The sequence below is a fragment of the Paraburkholderia sp. PGU19 genome (genome assembly GCF_013426915.1).
Taxonomy (GTDB): Bacteria; Pseudomonadota; Gammaproteobacteria; order Burkholderiales; family Burkholderiaceae; genus Paraburkholderia.
On the sequence record NZ_AP023179.1, the window covers coordinates 1017343 to 1043080 of the forward strand.

At 64.1% G+C, this 25738-nt stretch carries 24 protein-coding genes; 8 read left to right on the plus strand and 16 right to left on the minus strand.

Annotation, left to right across the window (positions count from 1 at the left end; genetic code table 11):
• The first annotated feature begins 12 nt into the window (after window positions 1-12).
• The 4 genes from trmD (at window position 13) to H1204_RS04650 (ending at window position 3210) form a co-directional block, all read left to right on the plus strand.
• Window positions 13-780, plus strand: coding sequence for a tRNA (guanosine(37)-N1)-methyltransferase TrmD (gene trmD / locus H1204_RS04635; RefSeq protein ID WP_180730080.1), 768 nt, complete (start codon window positions 13-15; stop codon window positions 778-780).
• 146 nt (window positions 781-926) lie between these two features.
• Window positions 927-1316, plus strand: a complete 390-nt coding sequence (gene rplS, locus H1204_RS04640) for a 50S ribosomal protein L19 (protein ID WP_035990096.1) — start codon at window positions 927-929, stop codon at window positions 1314-1316.
• A gap of 93 nt (window positions 1317-1409) precedes the next feature.
• Window positions 1410-2108: a CoA pyrophosphatase gene (locus H1204_RS04645; RefSeq protein WP_180730081.1), complete on the plus strand. Its 699-nt coding sequence runs from the start codon at window positions 1410-1412 to the stop codon at window positions 2106-2108.
• A gap of 163 nt (window positions 2109-2271) precedes the next feature.
• Window positions 2272-3210, plus strand: a complete 939-nt coding sequence (locus H1204_RS04650) for a CobD/CbiB family protein (RefSeq protein WP_007580219.1) — start codon at window positions 2272-2274, stop codon at window positions 3208-3210.
• A 27-nt stretch (window positions 3211-3237) separates the two neighbouring features.
• Here H1204_RS04650 and H1204_RS04655 read toward each other — a convergent pair whose 3' ends face one another.
• From H1204_RS04655 to H1204_RS04665, 3 genes are read right to left on the minus strand one after another with little or no spacing between them, the layout of a single operon-like run.
• Window positions 3238-3558, minus strand: coding sequence for a DUF2007 domain-containing protein (locus H1204_RS04655; RefSeq protein WP_180730865.1), 321 nt, complete (start codon window positions 3556-3558; stop codon window positions 3238-3240).
• Window positions 3559-3570: 12 nt separating this feature from the next.
• On the minus strand, window positions 3571-4524 hold the full coding sequence (gene rsgA, locus H1204_RS04660; RefSeq protein WP_180730083.1) for a ribosome small subunit-dependent GTPase A: 954 nt from the start codon (window positions 4522-4524) through the stop codon (window positions 3571-3573).
• Window positions 4521-5780, minus strand: a complete 1260-nt coding sequence (locus H1204_RS04665; RefSeq protein ID WP_180730084.1) for a M48 family metallopeptidase — start codon at window positions 5778-5780, stop codon at window positions 4521-4523. The genes rsgA and H1204_RS04665 overlap by 4 nt, the downstream gene beginning before the upstream one ends.
• 130 nt (window positions 5781-5910) lie before the next feature.
• On the opposite strand from H1204_RS04665, the gene orn reads away from it, so the two are divergent.
• Window positions 5911-6537 (plus strand): oligoribonuclease, encoded by a 627-nt coding sequence (gene orn / locus H1204_RS04670; RefSeq protein ID WP_180730086.1) that lies wholly within the window; start codon window positions 5911-5913, stop codon window positions 6535-6537.
• A gap of 3 nt (window positions 6538-6540) precedes the next feature.
• Here the strand turns inward: orn and mog are convergent, their stop codons facing one another.
• Entirely contained in the window at window positions 6541-7167 is a 627-nt protein-coding gene (mog, locus tag H1204_RS04675; protein ID WP_180730087.1) for a molybdopterin adenylyltransferase, read from the minus strand.
• Window positions 7148-7759 carry a ribosome biogenesis factor YjgA gene (gene yjgA, locus H1204_RS04680; RefSeq protein WP_180730089.1) on the minus strand — a complete coding sequence of 204 codons (612 nt, stop codon included), beginning with the start codon at window positions 7757-7759 and terminating at the stop codon, window positions 7148-7150. Before yjgA ends, mog begins: the two co-directional genes overlap by 20 nt.
• A 219-nt stretch (window positions 7760-7978) precedes the next feature.
• Here yjgA and pmbA point away from each other — a divergent pair, with 219 nt between their 5' ends.
• Window positions 7979-9349: a metalloprotease PmbA gene (pmbA, locus tag H1204_RS04685; protein WP_180730090.1), complete on the plus strand. Its 1371-nt coding sequence runs from the start codon at window positions 7979-7981 to the stop codon at window positions 9347-9349.
• 869 nt (window positions 9350-10218) lie between these two features.
• On the opposite strand, the gene H1204_RS04690 is transcribed toward pmbA, so the two are convergent.
• From H1204_RS04690 to H1204_RS04730, 9 genes are all read right to left on the minus strand, one after another.
• Complete coding sequence (locus tag H1204_RS04690; RefSeq protein ID WP_180730092.1) at window positions 10219-10719, minus strand: dihydrofolate reductase; 501 nt, start codon at window positions 10717-10719, stop codon at window positions 10219-10221.
• A gap of 74 nt (window positions 10720-10793) precedes the next feature.
• Window positions 10794-12395, minus strand: coding sequence for a sigma-54 dependent transcriptional regulator (locus H1204_RS04695; protein WP_243468555.1), 1602 nt, complete (start codon window positions 12393-12395; stop codon window positions 10794-10796).
• Between the two features lie 24 nt (window positions 12396-12419).
• Window positions 12420-13886, minus strand: coding sequence for a hypothetical protein (locus H1204_RS04700; RefSeq protein WP_180730094.1), 1467 nt, complete (start codon window positions 13884-13886; stop codon window positions 12420-12422).
• A gap of 112 nt (window positions 13887-13998) precedes the next feature.
• On the minus strand, window positions 13999-14805 hold the full coding sequence (locus tag H1204_RS04705) for a peptidase C39 (protein WP_180730095.1): 807 nt from the start codon (window positions 14803-14805) through the stop codon (window positions 13999-14001).
• A gap of 7 nt (window positions 14806-14812) precedes the next feature.
• Window positions 14813-15532, minus strand: coding sequence for a C39 family peptidase (locus H1204_RS04710; RefSeq protein WP_180730096.1), 720 nt, complete (start codon window positions 15530-15532; stop codon window positions 14813-14815).
• A gap of 92 nt (window positions 15533-15624) precedes the next feature.
• On the minus strand, window positions 15625-17022 hold the full coding sequence (locus tag H1204_RS04715) for a hypothetical protein (RefSeq protein WP_180730098.1): 1398 nt from the start codon (window positions 17020-17022) through the stop codon (window positions 15625-15627).
• 29 nt (window positions 17023-17051) lie between these two features.
• Entirely contained in the window at window positions 17052-17660 is a 609-nt protein-coding gene (locus tag H1204_RS04720) for a hypothetical protein (protein ID WP_180730099.1), read from the minus strand.
• Window positions 17657-18190 (minus strand): hypothetical protein, encoded by a 534-nt coding sequence (locus H1204_RS04725; protein ID WP_180730101.1) that lies wholly within the window; start codon window positions 18188-18190, stop codon window positions 17657-17659. The genes H1204_RS04720 and H1204_RS04725 overlap by 4 nt, the downstream gene beginning before the upstream one ends.
• Before the next feature lie 81 nt (window positions 18191-18271).
• Window positions 18272-18736 carry a hypothetical protein gene (locus tag H1204_RS04730; RefSeq protein ID WP_180730102.1) on the minus strand — a complete coding sequence of 155 codons (465 nt, stop codon included), beginning with the start codon at window positions 18734-18736 and terminating at the stop codon, window positions 18272-18274.
• A 550-nt stretch (window positions 18737-19286) separates the two neighbouring features.
• Here H1204_RS04730 and H1204_RS04735 point away from each other — a divergent pair.
• Complete coding sequence (locus H1204_RS04735) at window positions 19287-20681, plus strand: sigma-54 dependent transcriptional regulator (protein ID WP_007585822.1); 1395 nt, start codon at window positions 19287-19289, stop codon at window positions 20679-20681.
• Window positions 20682-20937: 256 nt separating this feature from the next.
• Complete coding sequence (locus H1204_RS04740) at window positions 20938-21909, plus strand: thymidylate synthase (protein ID WP_180730103.1); 972 nt, start codon at window positions 20938-20940, stop codon at window positions 21907-21909.
• A gap of 89 nt (window positions 21910-21998) precedes the next feature.
• On the opposite strand, the gene H1204_RS04745 is transcribed toward H1204_RS04740, so the two are convergent.
• The gene (locus H1204_RS04745; RefSeq protein ID WP_180730105.1) at window positions 21999-24695 is read right to left on the minus strand and encodes a DUF6600 domain-containing protein; all 2697 of its coding nucleotides are present in this window, start codon (window positions 24693-24695) and stop codon (window positions 21999-22001) included.
• A 153-nt stretch (window positions 24696-24848) separates the two neighbouring features.
• Window positions 24849-25562 carry a helix-turn-helix transcriptional regulator gene (locus tag H1204_RS04750; RefSeq protein ID WP_180730107.1) on the minus strand — a complete coding sequence of 238 codons (714 nt, stop codon included), beginning with the start codon at window positions 25560-25562 and terminating at the stop codon, window positions 24849-24851.
• Window positions 25563-25738: the final 176 nt, after the last annotated feature.

A 25738-nucleotide genomic window follows, 5' to 3' on the forward strand; every position in this document is an offset into this window, starting at 1 on the left:
ACGGAGAGAGCGATGCAGTTCGATATCGTTACGCTCTTTCCCGACATGTTTCGCGCGTTGACCGACTGGGGCATTACGAGCCGCGCGGCGAAGCAGGAGCGATATGGGTTGCGCACGTGGAATCCGCGCGATTTCACAACCGACAACTACCGCACAATCGACGATCGCCCGTACGGCGGCGGCCCCGGCATGGTGATGCTGGCCAAACCGCTGGAAGATGCGATCGGTGCCGCGAAAGCGGCGCAGGCGGAGCAGGGCATTGGCGGCGCACGCGTCGTGATGATGTCGCCGCAAGGCGCCACGCTCAATCACGACAAGGTCATGCGCTTTGCCGCTGAGCCTGGTCTGATTTTGCTGTGCGGTCGCTACGAAGCGATCGATCAACGTCTGATCGACCGCGTCGTCGACGAAGAAGTCAGCCTCGGCGACTTCGTGCTGTCGGGTGGCGAATTGCCGGCCATGGCGTTGATCGATGCCGTCGTGCGTCATCTGCCGGGTGTGCTGAACGACGCGCAATCGGCGGTGCAGGACAGTTTCGTCGATGGTTTGCTCGATTGTCCGCACTACACGCGTCCCGAGGAATACGACGGCGTGCGTGTGCCCGATGTGCTGCTCGGCGGCCATCATGCGGAAATCGAGCTGTGGCGGCGGCGCGAAGCGTTGCGCAATACGCTGGTCAAGCGGCCCGATCTGATCGTTCAGGCCAGAAAGAACAAGTTGTTGAGCCGTGCCGACGAGGCGTGGCTCGCAAATCTCGCCAAGGAAGCATCGAAGCATTGAGCTTCGCGCAACCAGGCGGGATCAAGGCGGAACCGTCCATGCGTGGCCGGCTCCAGATGTGAACCCATCCTCTATCGGGGCCGTAGCCGAACGCGCGACGCGCGAGGCAGGTACGAACGCCGACAAGATGGCAACAGGAGTCAGTAATGAATCTGATTGCAAAACTCGAGCAGGAAGAAATCGAGCGCGCGCTCGCAGGCAAAACCATCCCCGAATTCGCTCCCGGCGATACGGTGATCGTCAGCGTCAACGTGGTTGAAGGTAACCGCAAGCGCGTTCAGGCTTACGAAGGCGTCGTGATCGCGAAGCGTAATCGTGGCCTCAACTCGTCGTTCATCGTCCGCAAGATTTCGTCGGGCGAAGGCGTCGAGCGTACGTTCCAGACGTATTCGCCGCTGCTGGCAAGCATCGTCGTCAAGCGTCGTGGCGATGTGCGTCGTGCAAAGCTGTACTACCTGCGCGAACGTTCGGGCAAGTCCGCTCGAATCAAAGAAAAGCTGGTGTCGAAAGACCGCGCTGCAGCTGCTCAAGAGTAAAAGCTGTAAGAAAAAGCACCCTCCACGGGTGCTTTTTTGTTTGCCAGGTCAAAATAGCGTCGTGTCCCACCAGCGCTCGTTTCGAGACTTCCATTGACCGCGCCTTCCCGTCCCTCTCGTCCCGTCTTTGATCCCGAAAGCTTGCCTGTCGAACCGGCCGATGTCGATCTGCCCGCTGTCGCGCCCGAGCGCCTGACGCCGGATGCGCTGCGCGTGCGCTTCGAGCAAAACGTGCCGTGGGAGCAGGAGTCGCGTGAAGTGCGGTGGCGCGAAACGGGCGATCCGCGTGTCGCCGCCGTGCTTGTGGCGCTCGTCGTGCGTGATGGCGGACTGACGGTGCTGCTCACGCAGCGCACCGCGCATCTGAATGATCACGCGGGGCAGGTCAGCTTTCCCGGTGGCCGCCACGAACCTCATGACGCCACCACGACAGCAACGGCCTTGCGTGAAGCACAGGAAGAGGTCGGTCTCGATCCTTCGCGCGTCGAAGTGCTGGGCGCGCTGCCCGAGTATCTGACGGGCACGGGTTTTCGCGTGACGCCCGTCGTCGGTCTCGTGCATCCGCCGTTCACGGTTCAGGCTGATACCTTCGAAGTCGCGGAGATTTTCGAGGTCCCACTAAGCTTTTTGATGGACCCGAAGAATCACGAGGTGCGCGTGCTGAACTGGGAAGGCGGCGAGCGTCGTTTTTTTGCAATGCCATACCCGCGCGGTGAAGTAGGCGGCGATTACTTCATCTGGGGCGCAACGGCAGGCATGTTGCGCAATTTCTATCGCTTCCTCGCTGCATGATGCATAGCCGCGCGATCGGCGTGCGGTCTCGCTGCATTACGTTTGCATTGCAGCCGCTCAGCCTCATCCGACCCTGTGCTATCGTAATGACCAATTCCGCTCATCGGACCGGATCGGCCGGCAAGAACCGCCCGGTAAGAACTCGAATAGCACGGCGTCTCGCATGACTTTTTTCTCCGTATTGCTGGCCCTCATCATCGAACAGATGCGCGCGCTGTCGCCGAACAATCCGGTGTCGGCACTCCTTCAATACCATGCGGAATCGACGGCGCACGGCTTCGATGCCGGCAAGGAGAAGCACGGCATCCTCGCGTGGCTGGTCGTCGTGCTGCCCTGGACGCTCGTCACCGGCCTGATTTATTTCGTGCTGTACGAGATTCACTTCGTGCTCGCGTTCCTGTGGAACGTCGCGGTGCTGTACTTCACGCTCGGCTTTCGCCAGTTCAGCCATTACTTCACGGACATCCATCTGTCGTTGAACAACGACGACGTGCCGCGCGCGCGTGAAATCCTCAATGAGTGGACTGGCATCGATACCGTCGACATGCCCGTCAGCGAAATCGTCCGCCACACGCTGATTCATGCCGTGGTCGCATCGCATCGGCATGTGTTCGGTGTGTTCTTCTGGTTTCTGATTCCCGTCGGGCCGGCGGGCGCAGTGCTGTATCGCACGGCTGAATATCTGGCGCGCACCTGGTCGAAGCCTGTCGACGACCGGACGGCCGCGTTCTCCACCTTCGCGCAACGCGCTTTCTTCGTGATCGACTGGATTCCGTCGCGTTTGACGTCGATGGGTTTTGCGATTGTCGGCAACTTCGAAGACGCGATCTACGCGTGGCGCAATCATGCGCGTCAATGGCCCGACCCGAACGACGGCGTGCTGCTCGCCGCCGGCAGCGGCGCGTTGGGCGCGCGTCTCGCGGGCCCGCTCGCGGAAGTGTCGAGCCTCGACGCGCTGGCAACAGGCGACGGCGGCCCGATGCCCGTCGGCGACGACTGCACGCCGCGCACGCTGCAATCGGCGGTGGGCCTCGTGTGGCGCGCTGTCATCCTGTGGATGATCCTGCTGCTGATGCTGACCATCGCCGTCTGGCTCGCCTGAAAGCCGCGCTACGCACCAAAGCGCGATTCAGCCGTCCAGCGGATCGCGCGCCGTGCCGCAATTCCAGCACACGGTGAACTGCGCTTCGAGCAATTCACCGCAATGCGCGCAGCGCCAGCCGGGCGCACCGACGGCGGGCCCACTGCGCGCCGCATCGATCAACTTCCTCGCCAATGCTTCGTCGCGCTCGTCGACGAGCCACAACTCCGGCGCGCACTGATCCGCCGGAATCTCGCCGATCGCGCCGCTCAGATAGCGGTTATGCAATTCGCACGCGATACCCGCCGCCGCCAGCACGTTGATCCAATGCTGCCCAATCACGACGTTGGGCGCGCGCATGAGCTTCATCATGATTGCCTGTCAGCGGACGATCTGGCTCGCCTCATGTACCAGCTGCGCGTAGAGCGCATGCCGTTCCTTCGCGATGCGGCCCTCGGCGACGGCTTCGAGGATCGCGCAGCCGGGCTCGTGAAGATGATGACAGTTGTAGAACCGGCAGTTGGGCAACAGCGGCCTGAACTCGGGAAACGCGCGTTCGAGTTTGCCTTCCGTCAGATGATGCAGGCCGAATTCCTGGAAGCCTGGCGAATCGATCAATGCGCCTTCGCCACCAGGAAGCGGATAGAGGCGCGTGAACGTGGTCGTGTGACGGCCGCTGTTGAGGGCCGTCGAGATTTCACGCGTCGCCACTTCGGCATTGGGAATCAGCAGATTGACGAGCGTCGATTTGCCCATGCCTGACTGACCGAGCAGCAGCGTCGAATGGCCGTTCAAATGCGCTTCCAGCGTTTCGCGCGCGGCGTCGGGCTGCCCCTTGATCGACACTTCGAGCACCGTGTAGCCGAGCCCGCGATACAGCTCGAGCCGCTTGCGCGCGAGCGGCAGCGCGGCTTCGACGTCGATCTTGTTCAGCACGATCAGCGGCTTCAGTTCGTTCTCTTCCGCGGAGACGAGCGCGCGCCCGAGCAGGTCTTCGCTGAAATGCGGTTCGGTGGCGAGCACGATCAGTAGCTGATCGAGATTCGCGGCGAACAGCTTCGACTTGTACTGATCCGAGCGATACAGCAGATTGCGCCGTTCGCCGATCTCGACGATCACGCCCTGATCGGCAGATGTCGACTCGTACAGCACCTGATCGCCGACGGCGATCTCGCTGCGCTTGCCGCGCGGGAAGCATTGCAGGATCGCGCTGCCGTCCTCGGGCGCGACGATGTAGTGACGTCCATGCGCGGCGATCACGAGGCCGCGCACGCGCTCCTGCGCGCGGTCGCTGGCAGCGGCGGCGCGCAGCGCTTTCGGCGAGCGGCCGCTCATGCGTGACGCAGCAGACGGTCGATCCGCTGCGAGGCGGGCGGATGCGAGTAGTAGAACGCGGTATAGAGCGGATCGGGCGTGAGCGTCGACGCGTTGTCTTCGTACAGCTTGACGAGCGCGTTGACGAGATCCTTCGCGTCGGCCTGCGTCGCTGCAAATGCGTCCGCTTCGAATTCATGCTTGCGCGAACTGAGGCTGCCCAGCGGCGTCACGAAGAACAGGAACACGGGGACGGCAAGGAAGAACAGGACGAGCGCGAGCCCGTCGTTGCTGGCCGTCATCGACGGACGCACGCCGAGGCCCTCGAAGAACCACGTACGCTGCGTGAGCCAGCCGAGCAGCGCGAGCATCGCGAGGCTGAGCAGGAACGTGACGACCATCCGCTTGATCACATGGCGGCGCTTGAAGTGGCCGAGTTCGTGCGCGAGCACCGCTTCGATCTCGCTGCCCGACAGACGCGAGAGCAGCGTGTCGAAGAACACGATGCGCTTGGACGAACCAAAGCCCGTGAAATACGCGTTGCCATGTGCCGAACGGCGGCTGCCGTCCATCACGAACAGGCCTTTGGCCGCGAAGCCACAGCGCTTCATCAGCGCATCGATGCGCTGCACGAGCGCTTCGTCCTTCAGCGGTTCGAACTTATTGAACATCGGCGCGATGAAGCTCGGATAGAGGATCAGCACGAGCATCTGGAACACGACCCAGACGACCCACGTCCACCACCACCAGTACGTGCCCGCCTGATTCATCAGCCACAGCACGACGAACAGCAGCGGCAGCCCGAACGCGGCGCCGAGCAGCACGCCCTTGATGCGGTCGGCGAAAAAGATGCGCCTGGTCATCCGGTTGAAGCCGAAGCGCTGCTCGATGCCGAACTGGCGGTAATAATCGAACGGCAGGTCGATCGCGCTCGTGATCGCGATCACGGCCGCCACCAGCAGGATCTGGGCGATGTAGCCATACCCCACCCAGTCGCCAATGGCGAAATCGAGTGCCTGTACGCCGCCCAGCAGCGTGAGCGCGATCAGCACGGCCGCGCTGACGACGATCTCGATCATCGTGAGCCGCGTGCGCTCGACGGTGTAGTCGGCGGCGCGCTGGTGCGCGGACAGGGCGATCGTGCCCGCGAACTGCTGCGGCACGCTCTCACGGTGCGCCGCAACGAAGCGGATCTGGCGCGACGCGAGCCAGAGCTTCGTGCCGACCATCGCCAGTACGGCGATCACGAACAGAACGGTGAAGTAGAGAGGAGGCATCCGGGGAATCCGTAGGTTCTATGCGAGAATTATAGGGTTGTTCCCGCCTGCGGGCGGGAGCGCGCCATCTTCGGCGGGCGTCGGGTGTAACGTGATCCGCTCGCGCGGTCCCAAATCAAGGTTGCCTTCAATGACTGACATTATCGAATCCGTCGATCAGCCGCTCGTGCGCAGCGACATGAATCTCGTCTGGCTGGACATGGAAATGACGGGGCTCGATCCCGACAACGACCGCATCATCGAAATCGCCGTCGTTGTGACGAATTCGACGCTCGACAGGCTGGTTGAAGGCCCCGTGCTCGCCATTCATCAGAGCGACGAAACGCTCGGCAAGATGGACGACTGGAACAAGAACACGCATGGCCGTTCGGGGCTGATCGACCGCGTGCGCGCGTCGACCGTGACGGAAGCCGACGCGACCGAGCAGATTCGCGCGTTTCTCGGTCAGCACGTGCCGCCCGGCAAGTCGCCGATGTGCGGCAACTCGATCTGCCAGGACCGCCGTTTCATGGCGCGCTGGATGCCCGAACTGGAAACGTTCTTCCATTACCGCAACCTCGACGTCAGCACGCTGAAGGAACTGTGCCGCCGCTGGCAGCCCGCGATCTACAAGGGCTTCCAGAAGCGCGCGATGCACACCGCGCTCGCCGACATCCACGAATCCATCGACGAACTGCGCTATTACCGCGAGCATTTCCTGATCCCGGCCGCGAGTGCGCCTGTCGACGCGCCGTCCAGCGACGCGCCCGCGAAATAACGTTCAGCCTTGCCGCGGAGCGCGCACCGCGCTCTTCGGCCGGAACGCCGTCACGACGGCGGCGTTCGTCTCGATGTACGGGCCGCCGATCAGGTCGATGCAATACGGTACGGCGGCGAAAATGCCCGGCACCTTCACTTTCCCCGTTTCATCACGCAAGCCTTCCAGCGTTTCCCTGATCGACTTCGGCTGCCCCGGCAGGTTGATGATCAGCGCGGCGCGTTCGGTCGTCTCGCGGATCACCGCCACCTGACGCGACAGGATCGCCGTCGGCACGAAATTCAGGCTGATCTGCCGCATCTGCTCGCCGAAACCGGGCATTTCCTTCGTCCCCGCCGCGAGCGTCGCTTCCGGCGTTACGTCGCGGCGCGCGGGGCCCGTGCCACCCGTTGTCAGCACAAGATCGCAGCCGGCTTCGTCGACCAGTTCGATCAGCGTTTTCGTGATGGTCGGCGCGTCGTCCTGGATCAGCCGCGTTTCCGTGCGAAACGGCGAGGTGAGGGCGCCGCCGAGCCATTCCTGCAGCGACGGAATGCCCTTGTCCTCGTAGACGCCTGTGCTGGCGCGGTCGCTGATCGACACAAGGCCGACGATCAGCTCGTCGGGATGATTACGCACGGGATTCGTCATCGTCGTCGTCCAGATCGTCGGAGTCGTTGCTGTCGGCGTCGTCATGGCCGGCGCCGTCCGCGTTCTTGATCCACTGGAACAGATCGCGGAAGTAGCGCGGCGGCTTGCCTTGCTGCGCTTCCTTGCGCGCGTTGCGGATCAGCGTGCGGCCTTCCTGCGGGTCGACGGCGGGATGCTGGCGGATGAATTCGGTCAGCGCGGCGTCGTCGGCGAGCAGTTTCTCGCGGGTGCGCTCGATCCAGTGCAGGCGCGCCGTTTCGGCCTTGTTGATGCCCTTGTACTTGTCGAGCGCTTCGCGCAGCGCTGCCGTTTCTTCGTCCAGCAGGCCGCGCATCACCTTGCCGACGTACTGCATCTGGCGGCGCTTGCCTTCGTGATCGGTGATGCGGCGTGCTGCGCGCACGGCTTCATCGAGCGATTCGGGCATCGGCATGCGCTTCAATGCGTCTTTCGGCAGCGCGACGAGTTCTACGCCCAGCTCCTGCAACGCGTGCATTTCGCGCTTCAGTTGCGACTTGCTGGGACGGTCATACCCGTTGTCGTCGACGACGTCAGCGGGTTCCATGGGTTGAATGCGGGTTTTGCGTGTCATGCGCGATATTGTAGCGTGCCGGGCGGCGCTGGCTGGGCGAGGTGCGGTCCGCGAAGGGCATGCGCGCGAGGCACATGCGAATGCCAGGTACGCTAGCGTAGAGCTTGCTATGATCGCGGGATACGTCGGCGCACAGGCCGGCTGAATACAGCGCTGGCAACGACGAACTCTCGCGGGCTTCGGCCCGGACGGCACCGCAACTCAGGACGGCAAACGACAATGGCAGCAGACACGGAAGCCCGGCAACGATTTTTCCCGCATACGCAGGATGAACTGAAGGAAATCGCCTCCGACATTCTTCGTCACGCAAAGTCGCTCGGCGCAAGCGACGCGGCGACCGAGATTTCGGAAGGCGACGGCCTGTCCGTCTCCGTGCGTCGCGGCGAAGTCGAAACGATCGAGCACAACCGCGACAAGATGGTCGGCGTGACGGTGTTCATCGGCAACAAGCGCGGCAATGCGAGTACCTCTGACTTTTCGTCCGAAGCGCTGAAGGACACGGTGATGGCCGCGTACAACATCGCGCGCTTCACGGCCGAGGACGACTGCGCGGGTCTCGCGGAAGAAGAACTGCTCGAAAAGGACCCGCGCGATCTCGACCTGTATCACCCGTGGAATCTGGACGCGGACGAAGCGGTCGAGCTGGCGCGGCGCGCGGAAGACGCGGCCTTCGCCGTGAGCCCGCAGATCAAGAACTCGGAAGGCGCGAGTGTGTCGGCGCAGCATTCGCAGTTCGTGCTCGGCACGTCGCGCGGGTTTCTGTCGGGCTATCCGTATTCGCGTCATTACGTGGCGTGCGCGCCGATCGCGGGTAGCGGGCGCAACATGCAGCGTGACGACTGGTACACGTCGAAGCGCAGCGCAGGCGAGCTTGCCGATCCCGAAGCCGTCGGCCGCTATGCCGCGGAGCGCGCGCTGGCGCGTATGGGCGCGCGTGGACTCGATACGCGCAAGGTGCCGGTGCTGTTCGAGGCGCCGCTCGCGGCGGGACTGCTCGGGGCCTTCGTGCAGGCGACGAGCGGTGGCGCGCTGTATCGCAAGACGACGTTCCTGGTGGATAGCCTTGGCAAGCCGGTATTTGCGCCGCATGTGCAGGTTGTCGAAGATCCGCATGTGCCGCGCGCGATGGGCAGTGCGCCGTTCGACGAAGAGGGCGTGCGGACGAAGCAGCGTTCTGTCGTGAAAGATGGCGTTGTCGAAGGGTATTTTCTGTCGACGTATTCGGCGCGCAAGCTCGGTATGCCCACGACGGGTAATGCGGGTGGTTCGCATAATCTGTCGCTGCGGAGTTCGTCGACGCAGGCGTCTGATGATTTCGAGGAGATGTTGCGTAAGCTTGGGACGGGGTTGTTGCTCACCGAGTTGATGGGGCAGGGCGTCAATTACGTGACGGGCGATTATTCGCGCGGCGCGTCAGGGTTCTGGGTCGAGAATGGGAAGATTCAGTATCCCGTTGAAGAGATCACTGTGGCCAGTACGCTGCAGGAGATGTTCCGGCATGTCGTCGCTATTGGAGCGGACACGATTGTCCGCGGGACTAAGCAGACGGGCTCTGTTTTGATTGAGCGGATGACTGTTGCTGGGCAGTGATGGTTTTTTTGGCCTGCGGCCGGCTCGGGGTTCTTTTGTTTGGCTTGCCGCTGGTTGTGTTGTGTTTGGTGTTTTGCCTTTGGTGGCTCCGCGGCGCGGGCAGTTTGGTTGTTCTGACCTGTGCGCTGGCATCCGCGCTATGCCTTCGTGCTTCAAGCGTCGCCCCTGTGCGGGGCGGCACCTACTTTTCTTTGCCGCCGCAAAGAAAAGGCAAAAGAAAGCGGCTCACACCGCCAACTCTTGTGTTTGCCTGAGGGCCCCCAACCGGTCTTACGCTTCACACGGCAATCACGTGACCCATGTCCGTTGCCAGCGCTCTTCCGTTGCGCCTCACCCGCTTCACGCACCCGCGCTGCACCATGCCGCGCCAGACATTCCTCCGCCGCCCAGGTGGCAAACTGTATGTAGGCCGTAGTGCCTCGCACGCCTCACTCCGGACCGATAGCGCACGCGTTCCACCCTGTAAGAGCGCCGAGCTATACGCCGCGACAACCTACACACAGTTTGCCACCTGGGCGGCGCAAACCATTCGCTGCCGCTAGCCCGTGTACGGGTGCTTGAAGTGGGTGAGGCGCCCATTCACCGCGTTAGCAACACGCGCCAACAGAGCCGTTGCCGTGTGAGGCGTAGGACCGGTTGGGGGCCCTCAGGCAAACACAAGAGTTAGCGGTGTTAGCCGCTTTCTTTTGCCCCGCACAGGGGCGACGCGTGAAGCACGCTAACGAATCGCAGATGCCAGCGTACAGGTCAGAACAACCAAAACCGGCCGCGCCACGAAGGCAAAACGCGGATGCCAGCGCAGAGACAAGAGAACCAACCGCTAACACAGCGAACGCACACCAACCAACAGCGTCGCAGACAAACAAAACCTACCGCGCTACACGCCGATAAGTCACAAACGCATACTCAAAATCATTCGGCTCTTTAGCCCGATGCGTCTCACGAGAAACCTCGTGCCAAATCGCCGGATCAGGCGCCGGAAACCTGGCATCACCGTCAAAGTCGGCATGAATCTCAGTAACGATCATCTTATCCGCGCGCCGCGCACCTTCCTCATACAACTGCGCGCCGCCGATCAAAAACACCTCCGCGGCCCCATCACGCTCAGCGAGCGCCAACGCATCATCGAGATTAGTAACGGCATCGCACCCGTCGAAGCGCCGCTGCGCATCCCGCGTCACAACAATATTGCGCCGCCCGGGCAGCACCCGCCCAATCGATTCATGCGTCTTGCGCCCCATGACAATAGGCGCGCCCAGCGTCGTGCGTTTGAAGAACGCGAGATCTTCGGGCAGCCGCCAGGGCAACTGGTTATCACGGCCGATCACGCCATTGCGGGCGCGAGCGACGATCAGGGTCAGCGTCGTCATGCGAAGAGTGAAGCGGATAGAAAGCGGAAGCCGATTCTACCCGACCGCGCGCCGTCCGCCAGAATGCGTGTCACTCAAGCATACCGACGCGAAGCGCGAAGCCACGTCCGCAAACAGAACAAAACGTCACTCGCGCGATTCGTGGTCGCCCCATACACACCTTTGCCATCAGCCTTCTCATCGCCCTTGAAACCCGCCTTATCGTCAGTCGAGGTATCGCGCAATCCATGCGTGCCCATCAGCCGATACAGCGTCACACGCGAAATCCCCAGATCCGTCGCCGCCTCGTTGAGCCGGTGCCGGTGCCGCAGCAGCGCGACTTCGATTGCACGCTTTTCGGCGGCCTCGCGCGCCTGCGCAAGACTCATCGTCTGCTGCTCGCTGAAGTGCGCGAGGTCGAGATCCTCGGCGGAAATCAGCTTGTTCTCTGCCATCACGATCGCGCGGCGCACCCGGTTGATCAGCTCGCGTACATTGCCCGGCCAGTGGTAGTTGTACATCGCCTCGATCGCCGAGGGCGTGAAGCCGCGAATCTTGCGCGCATTGTCCGTCTTGAACTTGCCGAGAATATGATGCGCAAGCAACTCGATATCCTTGCCGCGCGAGCGCAGCGGTGGCTCGTCCACACGCAGCACGCACAGCCGGTGAAACAGATCCTGGCGGAAGCGCCCATCACCCATCGCGCCTTCCAGATCGACGTGCGTCGCCGAGATAATGCGGACGTCGACGGAGATCGATTCGTGGCCGCCCAGCCGCTCGATCTTCCCTTCCTGCAGGAAGCGCAACAGGCTCGCCTGGCTTTCCATCGGCAGATCGCCGATTTCATCGAGAAACAGCGTGCCGCCGTTGGCCGATTCGACGCGGCCGATCTTGCGCTGGTTCGCGCCCGTGAACGCGCCGCGCTCGTAACCGAACAGCTCCGACTGCAGCAGATGATGCGGAATCGCGCCGCAATTGATCGGCACGAACGGCGCCTTGCGGCGCGGCGAGCGTTCGTGGATCGCGAGCGCCGTCAGTTCCTTGCCCGTGCCCGATTCGCCCGAGATGAACACGCTCGCGTCGGTGTTCGCGACCTTGCGGATGGTGCGGAACAGCTGCTGCATCGCTTCGCAGGTGCCGACCATCTCGTCGTCGCTCGCGCCCGTGGTGTCGGGCGGCAGGTCGGCGTCGCACAGATTGACCATGCCGTACGCGTGGCCGACCAGATAGTCGATCGTCGCGTTCGCCACGGGAATCTTCACGTAGTCGAAACAGTAGTGGCGGATCAGCCGCCGCACGGCCGGGTCCGCGAGCCGTTCGGGATTCGCCAGCGCGATCCAGCCGACCTGCTGCGCGCGCAAGCTCGCCTCCAGGCCCGGCAGGTCGCGCACGGCGAAACTCGCCATGTCGACGATTCCCGCGCACATCGTCGCGGGCTTCACGAGCCGTCCGATCTCGTGCGCCGAGCGGGCGACCAGCACACTCCAGCCGCGGCTCTTCAGATGCTCGACGAGCGCGTCGTCGGGCGTGCGCGCGGCGTACAGCAGGATTCGCGCGCCGGGATCGGTTGCGGCGCCGCGCGGCGCGTCGACGCCCACGGGATGCGCCGCGGGCGTGTCGCTCCCGCGTGACACGGCAAGACGCAACCCGGAGCCGGCGAGCGGGGGAACGGAGCTCAGATGAGAAGTTTCGCGCACGATCTGCCTCGTATCGGTGTCACGTCAAAAGGTATAGGGAAAGCGCACGCCGATCACATAGTTCGGCGCGTCGGGCGTCATGCCGATCGATACCGAACCGTTGATCGTCAGATGCTTGTTCACTACGTGGTTCAGGCCAAAATTCATCACGGCTGCCGTCGTCTCGCTGCCCGGCACGCTCACGTAATCGCCGCCGGGCGCCTTCGTTTTCGACGCGGGCTGCAGCGCGAGCGTGTACGAGATGCTGGCCGAGTCCTTGTCGGAGAATGCGAGCGCGACGCCCGCGCCGAGCTGGAAGATATCGCCGAGCTTCACGGTCGCGGGCTGCGTCTGCCCAGCGATCGACGAGATGTCCGAGAACGAGCGCGCGATGTTGTACGTGTAGGACAGGCTGCCGAACAGCACGACAGGGTCATAGGTCTTCAGTACCGACAGGCCCGCCGTCAGGTTCCAGAAACCCGTGCCCGTGGGCAGCTTCGACGGCGCGACGAGGTTGGTGTTGTCCGGCTCGAGCTGCACGACCTTGATGCCGAACGGCGAGGTGCCCGTCGGCGCTTTCACGCGCAGGCTGCCGACCACGTCGGGGATGCTGTTGGTCTCCTTCAGGATCTGGTAGTAGAACCCGAAGTTCACGTCGCCTATCGCGTTCGAGTTGACGGACGCGTCCGACAGCGTATTCGCCGCGCCGCCCGCGCCGCCGACGATGAACTGGCTGTGCCGGTAGATATACGGCACGTCGACGTCGACGCTGATGCGGTCCGTGAGGCCGTAGCGCACGTCGAGATCGGCCATCACCTGGTGCGACTTGGTCTGCCCCAGGTTGATGTTGCCGAGAAAGATCGCGTCGAGCGCGAGGAAGCCCGACAGCTGCAGTTGCCGGCGGTCGTAGTAGGTATCGCTGATACCCCAGTCCAGTGTCAGCTTGTGATCGAAGAGCGGCGCGTGCTCGCGCTGCACGACGGCTTCCTCGGCCTGCGTTCGTACCGGCTCGGCGGCTTTCTGGGTCTGGCCGACGGCGCCTTCCGGCATGCCGGGGCCGCTCGCCTGCGCGTTGGGATTGCTGGTGCCGGGCGAGCCAGCCGACGTCGAGCCTTCCGGCGCGGGCGGATTGACGGGTACGCCCGTCGCGGTGCCCGTCGCGTTGCCCGGCGCAGGCGCGCCGGGCGTCACCTGGGCTAGCGGCGGGAGCGGCATCGGCAGGCCGTCCGCGCCCGGCTGCTCGGCAACTGCTTCACTGCCGGCGGGCGCGCCATAGCCAGGCGCGCCGCGGCCGCGCTGCGACATTTCCAGATTCGTCACCTGCCGTTCGAGCGAGTGAATCTGCCGCTGCTGCTCGTCGACGACACGCATCAGCGTGTTGAGCCGCTCCTCGAGCGACTGGTTGTTGATGGCTTGTGCGGAAACCCCCTGTGACAGCGCGAACAGCATCGCCGCAGCAGGAATAGCCGCGAGTCGGACTCGCGGCTTCCTGCCTGTTGTGTTAATCATCATTATTCTTCCCCCGGTGAATCTGGCTGCACTTGGCTGGTTCTTATGCTTCGTGCCGCCGCTTTCTGTACGACTTTTCCTCCTGATGACGCCTGCTGACGGGTCGCGGCCCGCCCTATCTCCTTGCATTCACCGCGTTTTGCAGGGCTTGTAGTACGCCGGCCTGGCGCAGCATCGCGGACGACATGGGCGTCGTCTGCAACGAGAGCTGCAACTGGTTGGCGACTTGCTGGTTATTGCCTGCGATCTGCAGTAGTTGGGCAATCGCGCCGGCCTGTTGCGCGTTGCTGGGTGCAATGGTTTGCGATGCGATGCCGGCAGGCGTCTGCAGCGCGACGCTCACGCCGCCGTTGCCGAACGAGATGCCCGCCTTGATGTTGCCCGCCGTGTTCGAGGCCGCGGCGCTCTGTGCATTCGTGCCGCCTGACAGCAGTTGCGGATTGTTGTTGAAGTCGATCGTCGCCGTGTTGAAGCCGACGTTGCGATCGCCCGCCACCTGCGTGACCTGCGATACGCCGTTGACCGCGATGCGTTGTCCGCCGATCGTCTGGGCATTCGGGTCTGCGCCCGGATTGCCGCGGCCGTCGGTGACGCGCGCAAGCGTGCTGACGTTGGCCGTCAGCGCGTTCGCCGCATTGGTGGCAACGGAGAGCGTGCCTTGCGCGAGCGCATTCGCGCCGTTCGGCAACTGCCATTGCGACAGTACGTTCAATACGAAACCGGAGATCATTTGTCCGCCCGCGCCTTTTCCGGTCTGCTGGGCGAGCACATCATCCCCGACGCTTTGCCACTGGATCGCCGCCGGCGCCACGTCGCGCGACGTCGAGACGTCTGCGGCGAAAGCGCTGGTTGCGAGGCCGCATGCCGTGGCGATCAATGTCGCGAGACAGGTGCGGGCGGGCTGGTTGAGGTAGTGCTTCATGGGTGAGTCAGAACAGGTCTGCCTTGATCAAGCCGTATTCGACAAAGGGAGTCGCGGCCGTGCCGTTGGCGAGCGCGCGCTCGCGCAGCCGCAAGGCCAGCGATTCGTTGTCCTGCAACAGCGGGGAATCCTCCCTGAAAGGTTTCCCGACGACTGCGAATACGAGGCCATTCCATGTCTTCGCGAAGTCTTCCTCGAGCAATATCCGGTTGCCGAGAGCGGGGTCCGCGATGAAGATGCGACCGTCCTGCGCATGCTTGACGATCACGAAATGCTCATAGCCGTCGAGGTTCATCAGAACCATGACGGGCACCTGGAGGTGATACAGCGCGTCCGTGTTCACGCGGAATCCGCGGCCCCGCAGCCCGATCGTCTCGACGAACTTCTTCATGTCGAGCATCGAAAAGCCGTTCTTGACCACGACCTCCGGCGTCGAGAAAACCATCATCCGGCGGATCAGGTCCGTCTCGGGGATGTCGATGCCGTAGCCGTACTTGAGGAGGGTTGCGAGCGCCGCCGCACCGCAGCTGTAATCGAACTGCTGGCTGACGATATGGCGGTAACGCAGGTCCCTCATCGAGTGCACCGTTTTGGTAAGCGGAATACCTGCGAGGGTAGACGTGTCGACGCTCGCCTGTGCGTTCACTCGCGCACACAACGTGCAAGTAACGAGCGCAACGACAGTCGCGGCGGGTCGTAACGCCGGGAACCGGACAAACCCGGACATGCTGGTCTCCTGCCAAGTCGCGCCGGCGGCTGCATTGGCCGCCGGCGCATCCCGTATGGCTGCTTGTTTCGCTGCCTGTTTCAGCCGCCTTTTTAGCGGCTGGTGTTCATCGAAGCGATCGCGAGCCCGTTGTGCTGCACGTTGCCCGCGCCGCCCGCGATGTTCACGCCGATGTTGCCCGTCGCGTGGCTGAGCGCGCCTGCGCCGAGCGTCGCCGTGCCTTCGAACGAGCCACGGAAGTCCACGCCCGCCGTTTGCGACGAGTCATCCGTCGCCACCATCGCTGCGCTGCCGTGGCTGCGCGAGACCGTCGACGTCGAAGCCGCCATGCTGTTGTTCTGCACGTTGCTGATGCCCGACGCGACGTTCACGCCGACGTTGCCCGATGCGTACTGCAGCGAACCGTCGCCGACCGAGGCGTTCACGTTGAAGTTGTTGATGCTGGCCTTGCCGCCCGAGCTCTGGCTGTTGAAGACCTGAGCGTTGCCGAACACGTTGCCGGCATCGACGGAAGCGAGCGCAGCGTCGTTGCCCTGCGCGTTGTTGACGCCTTCCGCGATGTTGACGCCGATGTTGCCGCTCACGTTCTGCGCGGCGTTGCTGCCCGTCGTCGCCGTCAGGTTGCCCGCCTTCTGCGTGTTGATGTGCTGCGTGACCGAGCCATACACTTCCACGTCCGTCTTCGCGGTCGACGAGTTGAAGCCCCACTGCGCAGCGAAGCTGTCGTGCGTTTTGGAGTTCTCGACTTCATAGCCGCTCGACTGCTCGCCGTGGGCCGCGTAGCCGGAGCCCTGGTTCGCCTGGTAGCCCCACACCTTGCCTTGGCCCGAGCCTTCGACTGCGCCGAACGAGCCGCCGATCTGCTCGCTGTTGCGATAGCTCGATTCCTTGTAACCAGCCGACAGGCCACCCGAAATGCTGGCATGGCCCGAGGAAACGCCCGTCCACGGGTTGTAGCCGGAAGCCGATTCGTAGCTGACGCCTGCATGTCCGCCCGCCGAGATGTGGCCGCCGGCGTTCTGGCTTTCATGGCTGAAGCTGCCGCCGATTTCCGCTGCCTGCGCGCTGAACTCGAAGCCGCCGCCCTTGACCGAGCTGCTCTGGTTGCCGTACGCGTAGCCCGACGAAGACTGATAGCCCTGCGCGTGAGACGACTCAGACGAGTGCGAGGTCGACAGCGAAGCCCATGCGCTGCCGCTGCTGTTGATCGATTTGTAGCTGTTGTCGATCCGCGTCGTCACGGAGCCGGACGTGTACGACTGCGCATTCGGGCTGAGCGAGGTGTTCGCGTACGCGTGCTGTGTGTTGTTGACGACGGCGCCCGCCGTGCTGGAGACGCCGACGCAGCCGAACAGCGTGACGAACCCTTCGATCCCGACGGCTTCTCCGACCAGCGTCGCATTGAAAATGAACGGGTTCTTCAGCGGGCTCGCAAAGGCGCTGGTGGAAGCGGCGGCGAGGACGGCTGCTGCAATGAGAGTGCGCTTCATGGTTTCGCTCCGATACTAGTTGTGGTCAGTTAGAAAAGAGTGCCCGCCGGGGGACGGAGCACGAAACTGTTCGCCGTGGCATTACCGGCTCCGGCAGTCTGGTTGATCTGCACGATTCCATTGACGTTCTTGAAGGCATCGCTGGAAATGCTGGCCTCGCGGACGCCTTGTGGTGCGACCGCCTGACTCTGACCGCCGTTATGCGCGGCCGTCGCGGATAGCACCCCATCCGAGACGGTCTCGACCCCTGGCGCGGCAGTGCCGAGCAGCACACTGTTGCGCTGGAGATTCCCTGCGCCCGCAGACTGGTTCACCATCACCGCTCCGGACGAACTCGAAAATGCGTTGCCTTCGATCGACGCGCGCGCGCTCGGCACCCGCGCCCGCGCGGTGGCGCTCTGCATGCTCGCGTTGTCGTTTGCGACGGCGTCGCCGTTGGTGATCGTCAACTGGTTGGCCTGCGCGTTGTTCAGGCCCGCGGCCTGGTTCACCGTGATCGCGCCCGTCGCGCTGACGGCGGCGCCCGTGGCGATGCTCGCGTCGCCGCTCACGCGTCCCACCTGCTGCGCGTACGACGGTTGTGCGGCGACCAGGGCGAGGGCTGCGAGGAGCGGAATCGGGCGAAGTAGCGTGTTCATTTGCCGAGGCCTCCGAGCGCGCCGCCGAGTGCGGTGGACAGCGGTGCAAGCGAGCCCGTCACCGACGCGGAAATATTGCCGCCGATGCCCGGAGCCGGCTGGCCGATGCCGCCCGAGTTGAGCGCGACGTTGTTGTTCGTGGTGTTGCCCGTGAGGATGCGCGTGACGGCCTGCAGGCCGGCGCCGCCCGCGACGTTTCTGTCGAGGCCCGTCGAGCCGTGCGCGTTGGTCAGATCGGCATCCGACGCGACTTGCGCCATCGTCGGGTTGAAGGTGGTGCCGGGGAAGGTCGAGACGCGCGCGCTGACGGGGTCCTGATCTTTTGGCACGGGCGCATAGGCGATGCGCGGGGTGATTTCGCGCTGCACGACGATGTCGCCCGGGTTCGCGGCCTGTGCGAAGGCCGCGCCGGCGAAACCGGCGGCGCACAGACCAGCGATGACGGCCAGCCGTGTCGCGAGCCGTGGCGCGCCAGTCGTGCTAACTGCACCCATTGCGCGGCTGCACAGCCTTCCCCATGAAGCGATCATTTTGTATGTCCCCGGCTATCCAGTTTGGAGTGCGAAACAGTCTGCACTGGTCTCTTTTGCGTGCGATGTCGTGTTGTTGTGTTACTTCCTCTGGTAGTTCGCTACGTTGCCTTGCGCGGCGCGCGCGGCATCGATGGGAATGGGCAGCGGCGACGGCGGCGCGATTTCGTCCCACAGCGTCACGGCCGAGCCGCGCGTCAACTGCGGCGTCACCGCGACCATCACCATGCCCGCCGCGCCGCCGCGCTGGCGCGACAGCACCTGGTCGTCCAGCGCGAAGTCGCTCATCGCGGCGCTGTCGGCCGGCACGCCGTTAGCAATATCGACGCCGGTCGTCGTGTCCGCAGTCACGTTCGATGTTTCGTCCGTGGCGACTTCCGTTGTCTGTTGCGCGGCTGTCGCCGTCGTCGCGTTTGTCGCATCCGTCAAGGATGCCTGGGCGTAAACAACGGCCGACATTGACGAAAGCGCGAGTGCGACGCACACGGCAAGGCCAGCGGGCAGCATTGAAATGTGGTTCGAGTCGATGCGGAAAACGAGTCGCATGATGTCTCTCCTTGGTGCGGGACATTTAGCGAAACGTGTGCCATCCGTCGCAATCCATTGATGCAATTGGACGTGGCGAAATGGTTCGGCTGTCCGTCGAGTCAAATCGGACGTAAACGTTTCAGGTCTGAAACCTGACGCTGAAAACACGCGGATTTCAAATCCATGCGTTAAGCGCGAGCCATGCGTAGTACGTTGATAAAAAAGTATGGTGAATGCGCTTCCACCGTTTTAATCGGTCCCCAAAGCGCATGCCGATGAACCGCAAACCCTTACCGGGCAAGGCTGAACGATTTAATTCGCATATTTGTTTTCGACGGCTCGCGCGTATAGTAAGCTCTCAACCACAGCAACACGTTTTTAAAAAAGCCCACTACTGGGCCGTTTCAATACACGCGCCGTTTTTCGGGGATCAGCTGTCCGTACGGAATGGAATGGCCGTTCGGTTTTCGCTGTTTGCGAATCCCGTGCGAATAGGCGTGCCTCTCAGCTAAATCCAGATCAGCACATGCCGTCATCCTTAACGTTCGTTGACGAGAGGATCTGAATAATGGAATCCGCCACGCGGCAACTGATTTACGTATCAAGAGATCCAAGCGCGGAGTTGAACACGCGTTTTCATGAGCGCGGGTGGCATGTCGAGGTTGTCGGTTCGGCACGCGATGCCCGCCGCGCCGTACGCTCGGGGATGGCGGCGGGTGGTCTGCTCGATCTGTCGAGCTGTTTCCAGCAGCATGAAATCGCGGCGTTTGAATCCTGTCTGACCATGCCGAATGTCGGCTGGGTCGCCACCACGATGGCAGGCCAGTTGCAGGATGCCGCATTACGCCGGCTAGTACGCGACTATTGTTTCGATTACGTTACCGTGCCGTATTCGGGCGACCGGATCGTCGATTCGGTGGGTCACGCATATGGCATGGTTTCGCTTGGCGAACCGGCGTCCAATGACGCATCGCAAGGCGGCACGGAAGGCGAAATGGTCGGTTCGTGCGACGCGATGCTCGCGTTGTTCCGTTCCATCCGCAAGGTCGCGATGACCGATGCGCCCGTCTTCATTTCCGGCGAATCGGGCACCGGCAAGGAACTCACGGCCGTTGCCATTCACGAGCGCTCGTCGCGCCGCAACGCGCCGTTCATCCCCATCAACTGCGGCGCGATTCCGCCGCATCTGCTGCAATCGGAGCTGTTTGGCTACGAGCGCGGCGCGTTCACGGGCGCGAACCAGCGCAAGATCGGGCGCGTCGAGGCGGCCAACGGCGGCACGCTGTTCCTCGATGAAATCGGCGATCTGCCGCTCGAAAGCCAGGCGAGCCTGCTGCGCTTCCTGCAGGAGCGCAAGGTCGAGCGGCTCGGCGGACATGGCTCGATCGAAGTGGACGTGCGGATCATTTCCGCGACACACGTCGACATGAACACGGCGATGATCGAAGGGCGGTTTCGCTCGGACCTGTATCACCGGCTGTGCGTGCTGCAGATCGACGAGCCGCCGCTGCGCGCGCGCGGCAAGGACATCGAGCTGCTCGCGCGGCATATGCTCGAACGTTTCAGGAAAGATGCGAGCCGCCGGCTGCGCGGCTTCGCGCCCGATGCCATCGCGGCGCTCCACAACTACAGCTGGCCGGGCAACGTGCGGGAGCTGATCAACCGCGTGCGGCGTGCGATCGTGATGTCGGAAGGGCGGGCAATCACTGCGCGCGATCTCGAACTGGCCGAGTACGTCGAAATCGTGCCCGTGTCGCTTGCCCAGGCGCGCGAGGCCGCCGAGCGGCAGGCGATCGAACTGGCGCTGCTGCGTCATCGCGGCCGTCTGGGCGATGCCGCGCAGGAGCTGGGCATCTCGCGCGTCACGCTGTACCGGTTGTTGTGCTCGCACGGCATGCGGCATATGGAAAGCGAGCCGCTCGCGCCGCACGCGGAGATGCCGTCGACGATGCCGCATCTCTAAGCGCGCCGCCTCGCGGCTAACGGGCTGGTGTAAGGGCGAAAAGCCCGGTCGATTGACCGGGCTTTTTTGTTTGCGAAGCGCCGCTTCCTGAATGCCGCGTTCTGCCGCGCATGAAGCGTTCAGACTTGCGATGGTTGCATTTGCGACCTTTCTGCCCGGCGCTACCTGCGCGTTCACGTGCGTTCGCCCGGCTTGCTAGAATCGGGTTTTTCCCAAAAACGGTCCGGCGCGTCCGCGTCCTGCCGAAGGAACCCGCATGAAACAGTACCTCGACCTCGTCCGCACGATCCTCGATACCGGCAGCTGGCAGGAAAACCGCACCGGCATCCGCACGATCAGCTTGCCGGGGGCGATGTTGCGCTTCGATCTGCAGCAGGGTTTCCCCGCCGTGACGACGAAGAAGCTCGCGTTCAAGTCGGCGATCGGCGAACTGATCGGCTTTCTGCGCGCGTCGCGCAGTGCCGCCGATTTCCGCGCGCTCGGCTGCAAGGTCTGGGACGGGAACGCGAACGAAAACGCGCAGTGGCTCGCCAATCCCTACCGGCAAGGGTCGGACGACCTCGGCGACGTGTACGGCGTGCAGTGGCGCAAGTGGCCCGCCTACAAGGTGCTCGACGCGACAGCGAGCGCGCAGCTGGAAGACGCGGCATCGCGCGGGTACGCGCCCGTCACCCGGTTCGAGGAAGACGGCGTGCGGAAGGTACTGCTGTACAAGGCGATCGACCAGATTCGCCAGTGTCTCGACACGATCATGAAAAACCCGTCCGACCGTCGGATTTTGTTTCATGCGTGGAATCCGGCCGTGCTCGAGGAAATCGCGCTGCCGGCGTGCCATCTGCTGTACCAGTTTCTGCCAAACGTCGCGAAGCGCGAGATTTCGCTGTGCCTCTATATTCGCAGTAACGACGTCGGGCTCGGCACGCCGTTCAACCTGACGGAAGGGGCGGCGCTGCTGCACCTCGTCGGCCGCCTGACGGGCTATACGCCGCGCTGGTTCACTTACTTCATCGGCGATGCGCATATTTACGAGAATCAGCTCGACATGTTGCAGCAGCAACTGATGCGCGATCCGTATGAAAGCCCGCAACTCGCGATTTCGGAACGCGTGCCCGACTATGCCAAGACGGGCGTGTACGAGCCTGAGTGGCTGGAGAAGATCGAGCCGTCCGATTTCTCGCTGGTCGGCTATCGCCACCATGAACCGCTGACGGCGCCGATGGCGATCTGATCTGTAGACGGTTTTTCTTTGGCTTGAACGAAAAAAACGCCCGCCGCGAATTGCGGCGGGCGTTTCTGTTTGCGGCGTGACGCGGAGTTTTATCCGCGATGATGCTCGTCGTGTCCGCCGCCCGTCGTGCGCTGTTCCTGATGCGGCTGGGGCTGGGGTTGAGGTTGCGGATGCGGCTGCTGCACCTGCTGCGGCGCCGGACGAGGTTGAGGCTGAGGCTGCGGCTGCGGATGGAATTCCTGGCGCGCCTGCTGCTGTGGTTGCTGCGGTTGCGGATGAAACTCCGGACGTGGTTGAGGTTGCGGCCGGATTTCCTGGCGGGCCTGCTGCTGTGGTTGCTGCGGCTGCGGACGAACCTCCGGACGCGGCTGCGGATGGAATTCCTGACGCGCCTGCTGCTGCGGTTGCGGATGCATGTCGGCTCGCGGCTGCTGTTGGACCTGTGGTTGCTGGACCTGCGGCTGCGGATGCATCTCCGGACGTGGTTGCGCCTGAGCCTGCTGCATCGGTGCGGGTTGCCCGCGCTGATCCTGCCCATGCGCCGGCTGTCCTTGTACGACGCCGCCGCCGAAACTATTCCCCGGTCTCTGCGCTGGCTCACGCTGCTGCGCGACCTGACCCGGCTGTGACATAGGCGAACGCTGTCCAGGCGTCTGCGCCGCGCCGAACTGCTGCGGATTTCCGTGTTGCTGCGCCATCGGCGCATGTTGCTGTGCCCAGGCAGGTTCACGCTGCTGACCGGCGGCCATATCGGGCCGTTGCGCGCTTCCGGGCTGACCCGGCTGTTGCGGCATGCCGTTCATCGGGCGGCCACCCGCAAATTGCGGCGGACGCGGTACGCCATTCCCCGGCTGCATTGGCACACTGTGCGGCTGTCCATTGCCCTGTACCTCGCGGCCGCCCGGTCGCTGGCCATTGGGCGCCCCCGCCATCTGTCCGGGTATGAAGCCGTGTCCCGGCACGCCTTGCGGTTGCCCATTGCCCTGCGGTGCGCCGCCGCCGGGCCGCTGAGCGCCCGGACCCCCTGCGCCACCCGCCATCGGCGCACCCGGCATGGCGCCAGGCATCTGCCCCGGCGCATGCGAGCGCACGACACGAACATTCGCGACCGGCCCATTCCCGCCGAGCGTCGGCGCGCCGAAGCGCGCCGGCACCGACGTATGAACGATCGGCTCGCCCGCGCCCGGCACGCGTCCGTGACCGCCTTGCGCGAAGTTCTGCGCGAGCCTGTCATGAAACGCAGCGGGAATCCCCGGATTGCGCGTACCAACGACAGGTCGCGCCATCACGTTCGCAGGCGGCCGGTACGCGGCGTTGCGCGTGCCCGGCCCGAAGCTCTGCCTGACGGGCGCGATGCCCGGCGCGCCCGCATTGAAGCGCGCGTTGTGCCATTGCGCGGGATCGGCGCGATGCGCAAAGCGGTTGGTCGGCTGCCCGTGGACGAACGCCGTCGCGGGCATCGCCGTCACGGCGCCGGGCGCGCGATAGTTGATGTACGTGTTGTGGATGTTGTTATGGATATCCACGCGGTTGTTGACGATGACCGTGTTGTTCACGCGCTCGTAATAGCGCGGGCTCCAGTCATGATCGCGGCCCCAGTGCGGATGCCACGGCTCGCCGGGTCCGAGCGCAAACCACGCGAGACCCGCCGCCGCCACACCGCCGACAGCGAGGTTCACGCCCCAGTCACCGCCGCCGCCATCTCCATCGCCGACAAAGGCGACGAGGGCAGGCGCATAAACGGGCGGCTCGCTGACAGCGGCCTCTCCCGGCACCCACGCCCACGAATCGTCGACATAGGCCCAACGGCCGTAGTGATACGGCGCGAAGCCCCACGGCGCGTCATCGACCCATGTCCAGCCCCATGGCGCCTGCCAGGCCCAATGGCCGTCGCGATACGGCGCCCAGCCGGCGGGCTCCTGATTCGGTGTCCACACTTGCCCGTACTGCGGCGTGCTCCGCCACGTGCCGTTCGCGTCGAGATCCTGATAACCGGGCATTTCGCGCGATACATAGCGCGCCGACACCGAGCGCTCCTCGGCGGCATCGCGGCTCGCTGCCCATTGATCGAACGGATCGGCTCCGGGCGCACCGCTCGCGGCCGCCTGCTGCAGGCTCGTGCCCGTGAACGTGACCTGCTGACCGGCGCCGACGGGCACCTGCCCGTTGTCGCCATAGACGGTCGCGCTGCCGCTGCGCACCGTGACGGTGGTGCTGCTGCCGTCGGGCGCGACGTCGACGCGGTAATCGCCGGGGCCGTTCACGCCCAACGCGAGGTTCGGTGTGTCGATCTCATACGACGAGCCGGGTGCGATCGCGCGCACGCGTGTCGACAGCGTGCCTTGCGCGACTTTCAGCTGCGCGCTGTTGTCGTCGAGGTTGAGGATGTCGAGGCTGGTTTGCTCGCCCATGCGCACGGCGGTCGATCCGATGTGCAGTTCCGAGCGCGCATTCTTGTCGTTCCACAACTGGTCGCCCGTCGTGAGTGGGCGGTTGACCTGCGCGTACGACCAGTCCGATGCGCCCGCCGGTTCGGTCGTGACCGTGCCTGCCATGTAGTTCAGGCGCGCGATACGTCCGGGCGGATCGGTGTCAGGCGCAGCTTGCGCGTTGCCTTGCGCGTAGTTGGCGGGCGGCGGCGCCTCCTGCGCCGCGGCGGGCCGCAACGCAAAGGCCGTCAGCGCGCCAGCGACGGCGAGCGCCACGAGCGAAGCTCCACGCGCATCGCGTCGAAGGGCAGGGTGAGTGTGTCGGGATGTCTTGGCGGGTGTGGCGAGTGATTTCATGGTTGTCGCTCCATCGGGCGCCGCGTCAGGCGGCGCCGTGTGAAATCACTGTACCTTTGGCCCCTGTTTCAAGGCGCTCTCATTTGTAAGCCATCCAGACGGCGCTGTAACAAAAGTTGTCGCGTGGATTGCTTTGGTCGGACGAATCGTTCGTCAGTGGGCCAGAAAGGCGTCGAACTGACGATGGCCGACGGGCGTCACGCGCAGGATTCGCGGCCGGTCGGTGCGCTCGACCCAGCCCTGCGACGACCACGAATCGAGCAGTGCGGCGCCGAGCGCGCCGCCGAGATGCGGGCGCCGCTCGCTCCAGTCCGGGCAGGTGCACGCGAAGCGCCGGCGGCGTCCGCGCTGCTGCGACACGTCGATGCCCCATTGCGCGAGCAGCGCCGCACCGTCTGAGGTCGCTTCGAGCGCATCGCCGTGGACGGTCAGCAGGCCGCCGTCGATGAGCCGCTCGTAGACCCGCACGGCCACTTCGCCCGCCATGTGGTCGTAGCAGGTGCGCGCGTAGCGCATGTCGACGGGCACGGTGCGCGCCGGGCGCGGCACGGCGCGTTGCGGGGCCGTGGCTTGGGCGACGTTGGCGAGCGCCTCGATGGTCGACGCGATTTCCGCCGACGCGATCCGGAAATAGCGATGCCGCCCGCGCACTTCGAGCGCGAGCAGCCCGCCGTCCGTCAGCCGCGCGAGATGGGCGCTCGCCGCCGAAGGCGACAGGCCCGCAATCAGCGTCAACTCGCCTGCGGGACGCGCGGTGCCGTCCATCAGCGCCCACAGCATCGCGGCGCGGCCAGGATCGGCGAGCAGCGCGCCGATGCGGCTCAGGCCCGGAAAGTGATTGGGTTCGGAGGGAAACGCAGCGGCCATCAGGGTCTCCTGTTTCTGGTTTCGCTAGTCATGGCTCCACTCTAGGCGCAACGCGCATTCGATGTTTCAGGTTGTCGTGAAGCGTCGCATGCATTCTCGCGTGCGCCGTGGGGCGAGGCAATCTGCGGTCGTCAAACCAGACAGGCTAGAATCGAAAGGGCTTTCTTCTGTTTAGC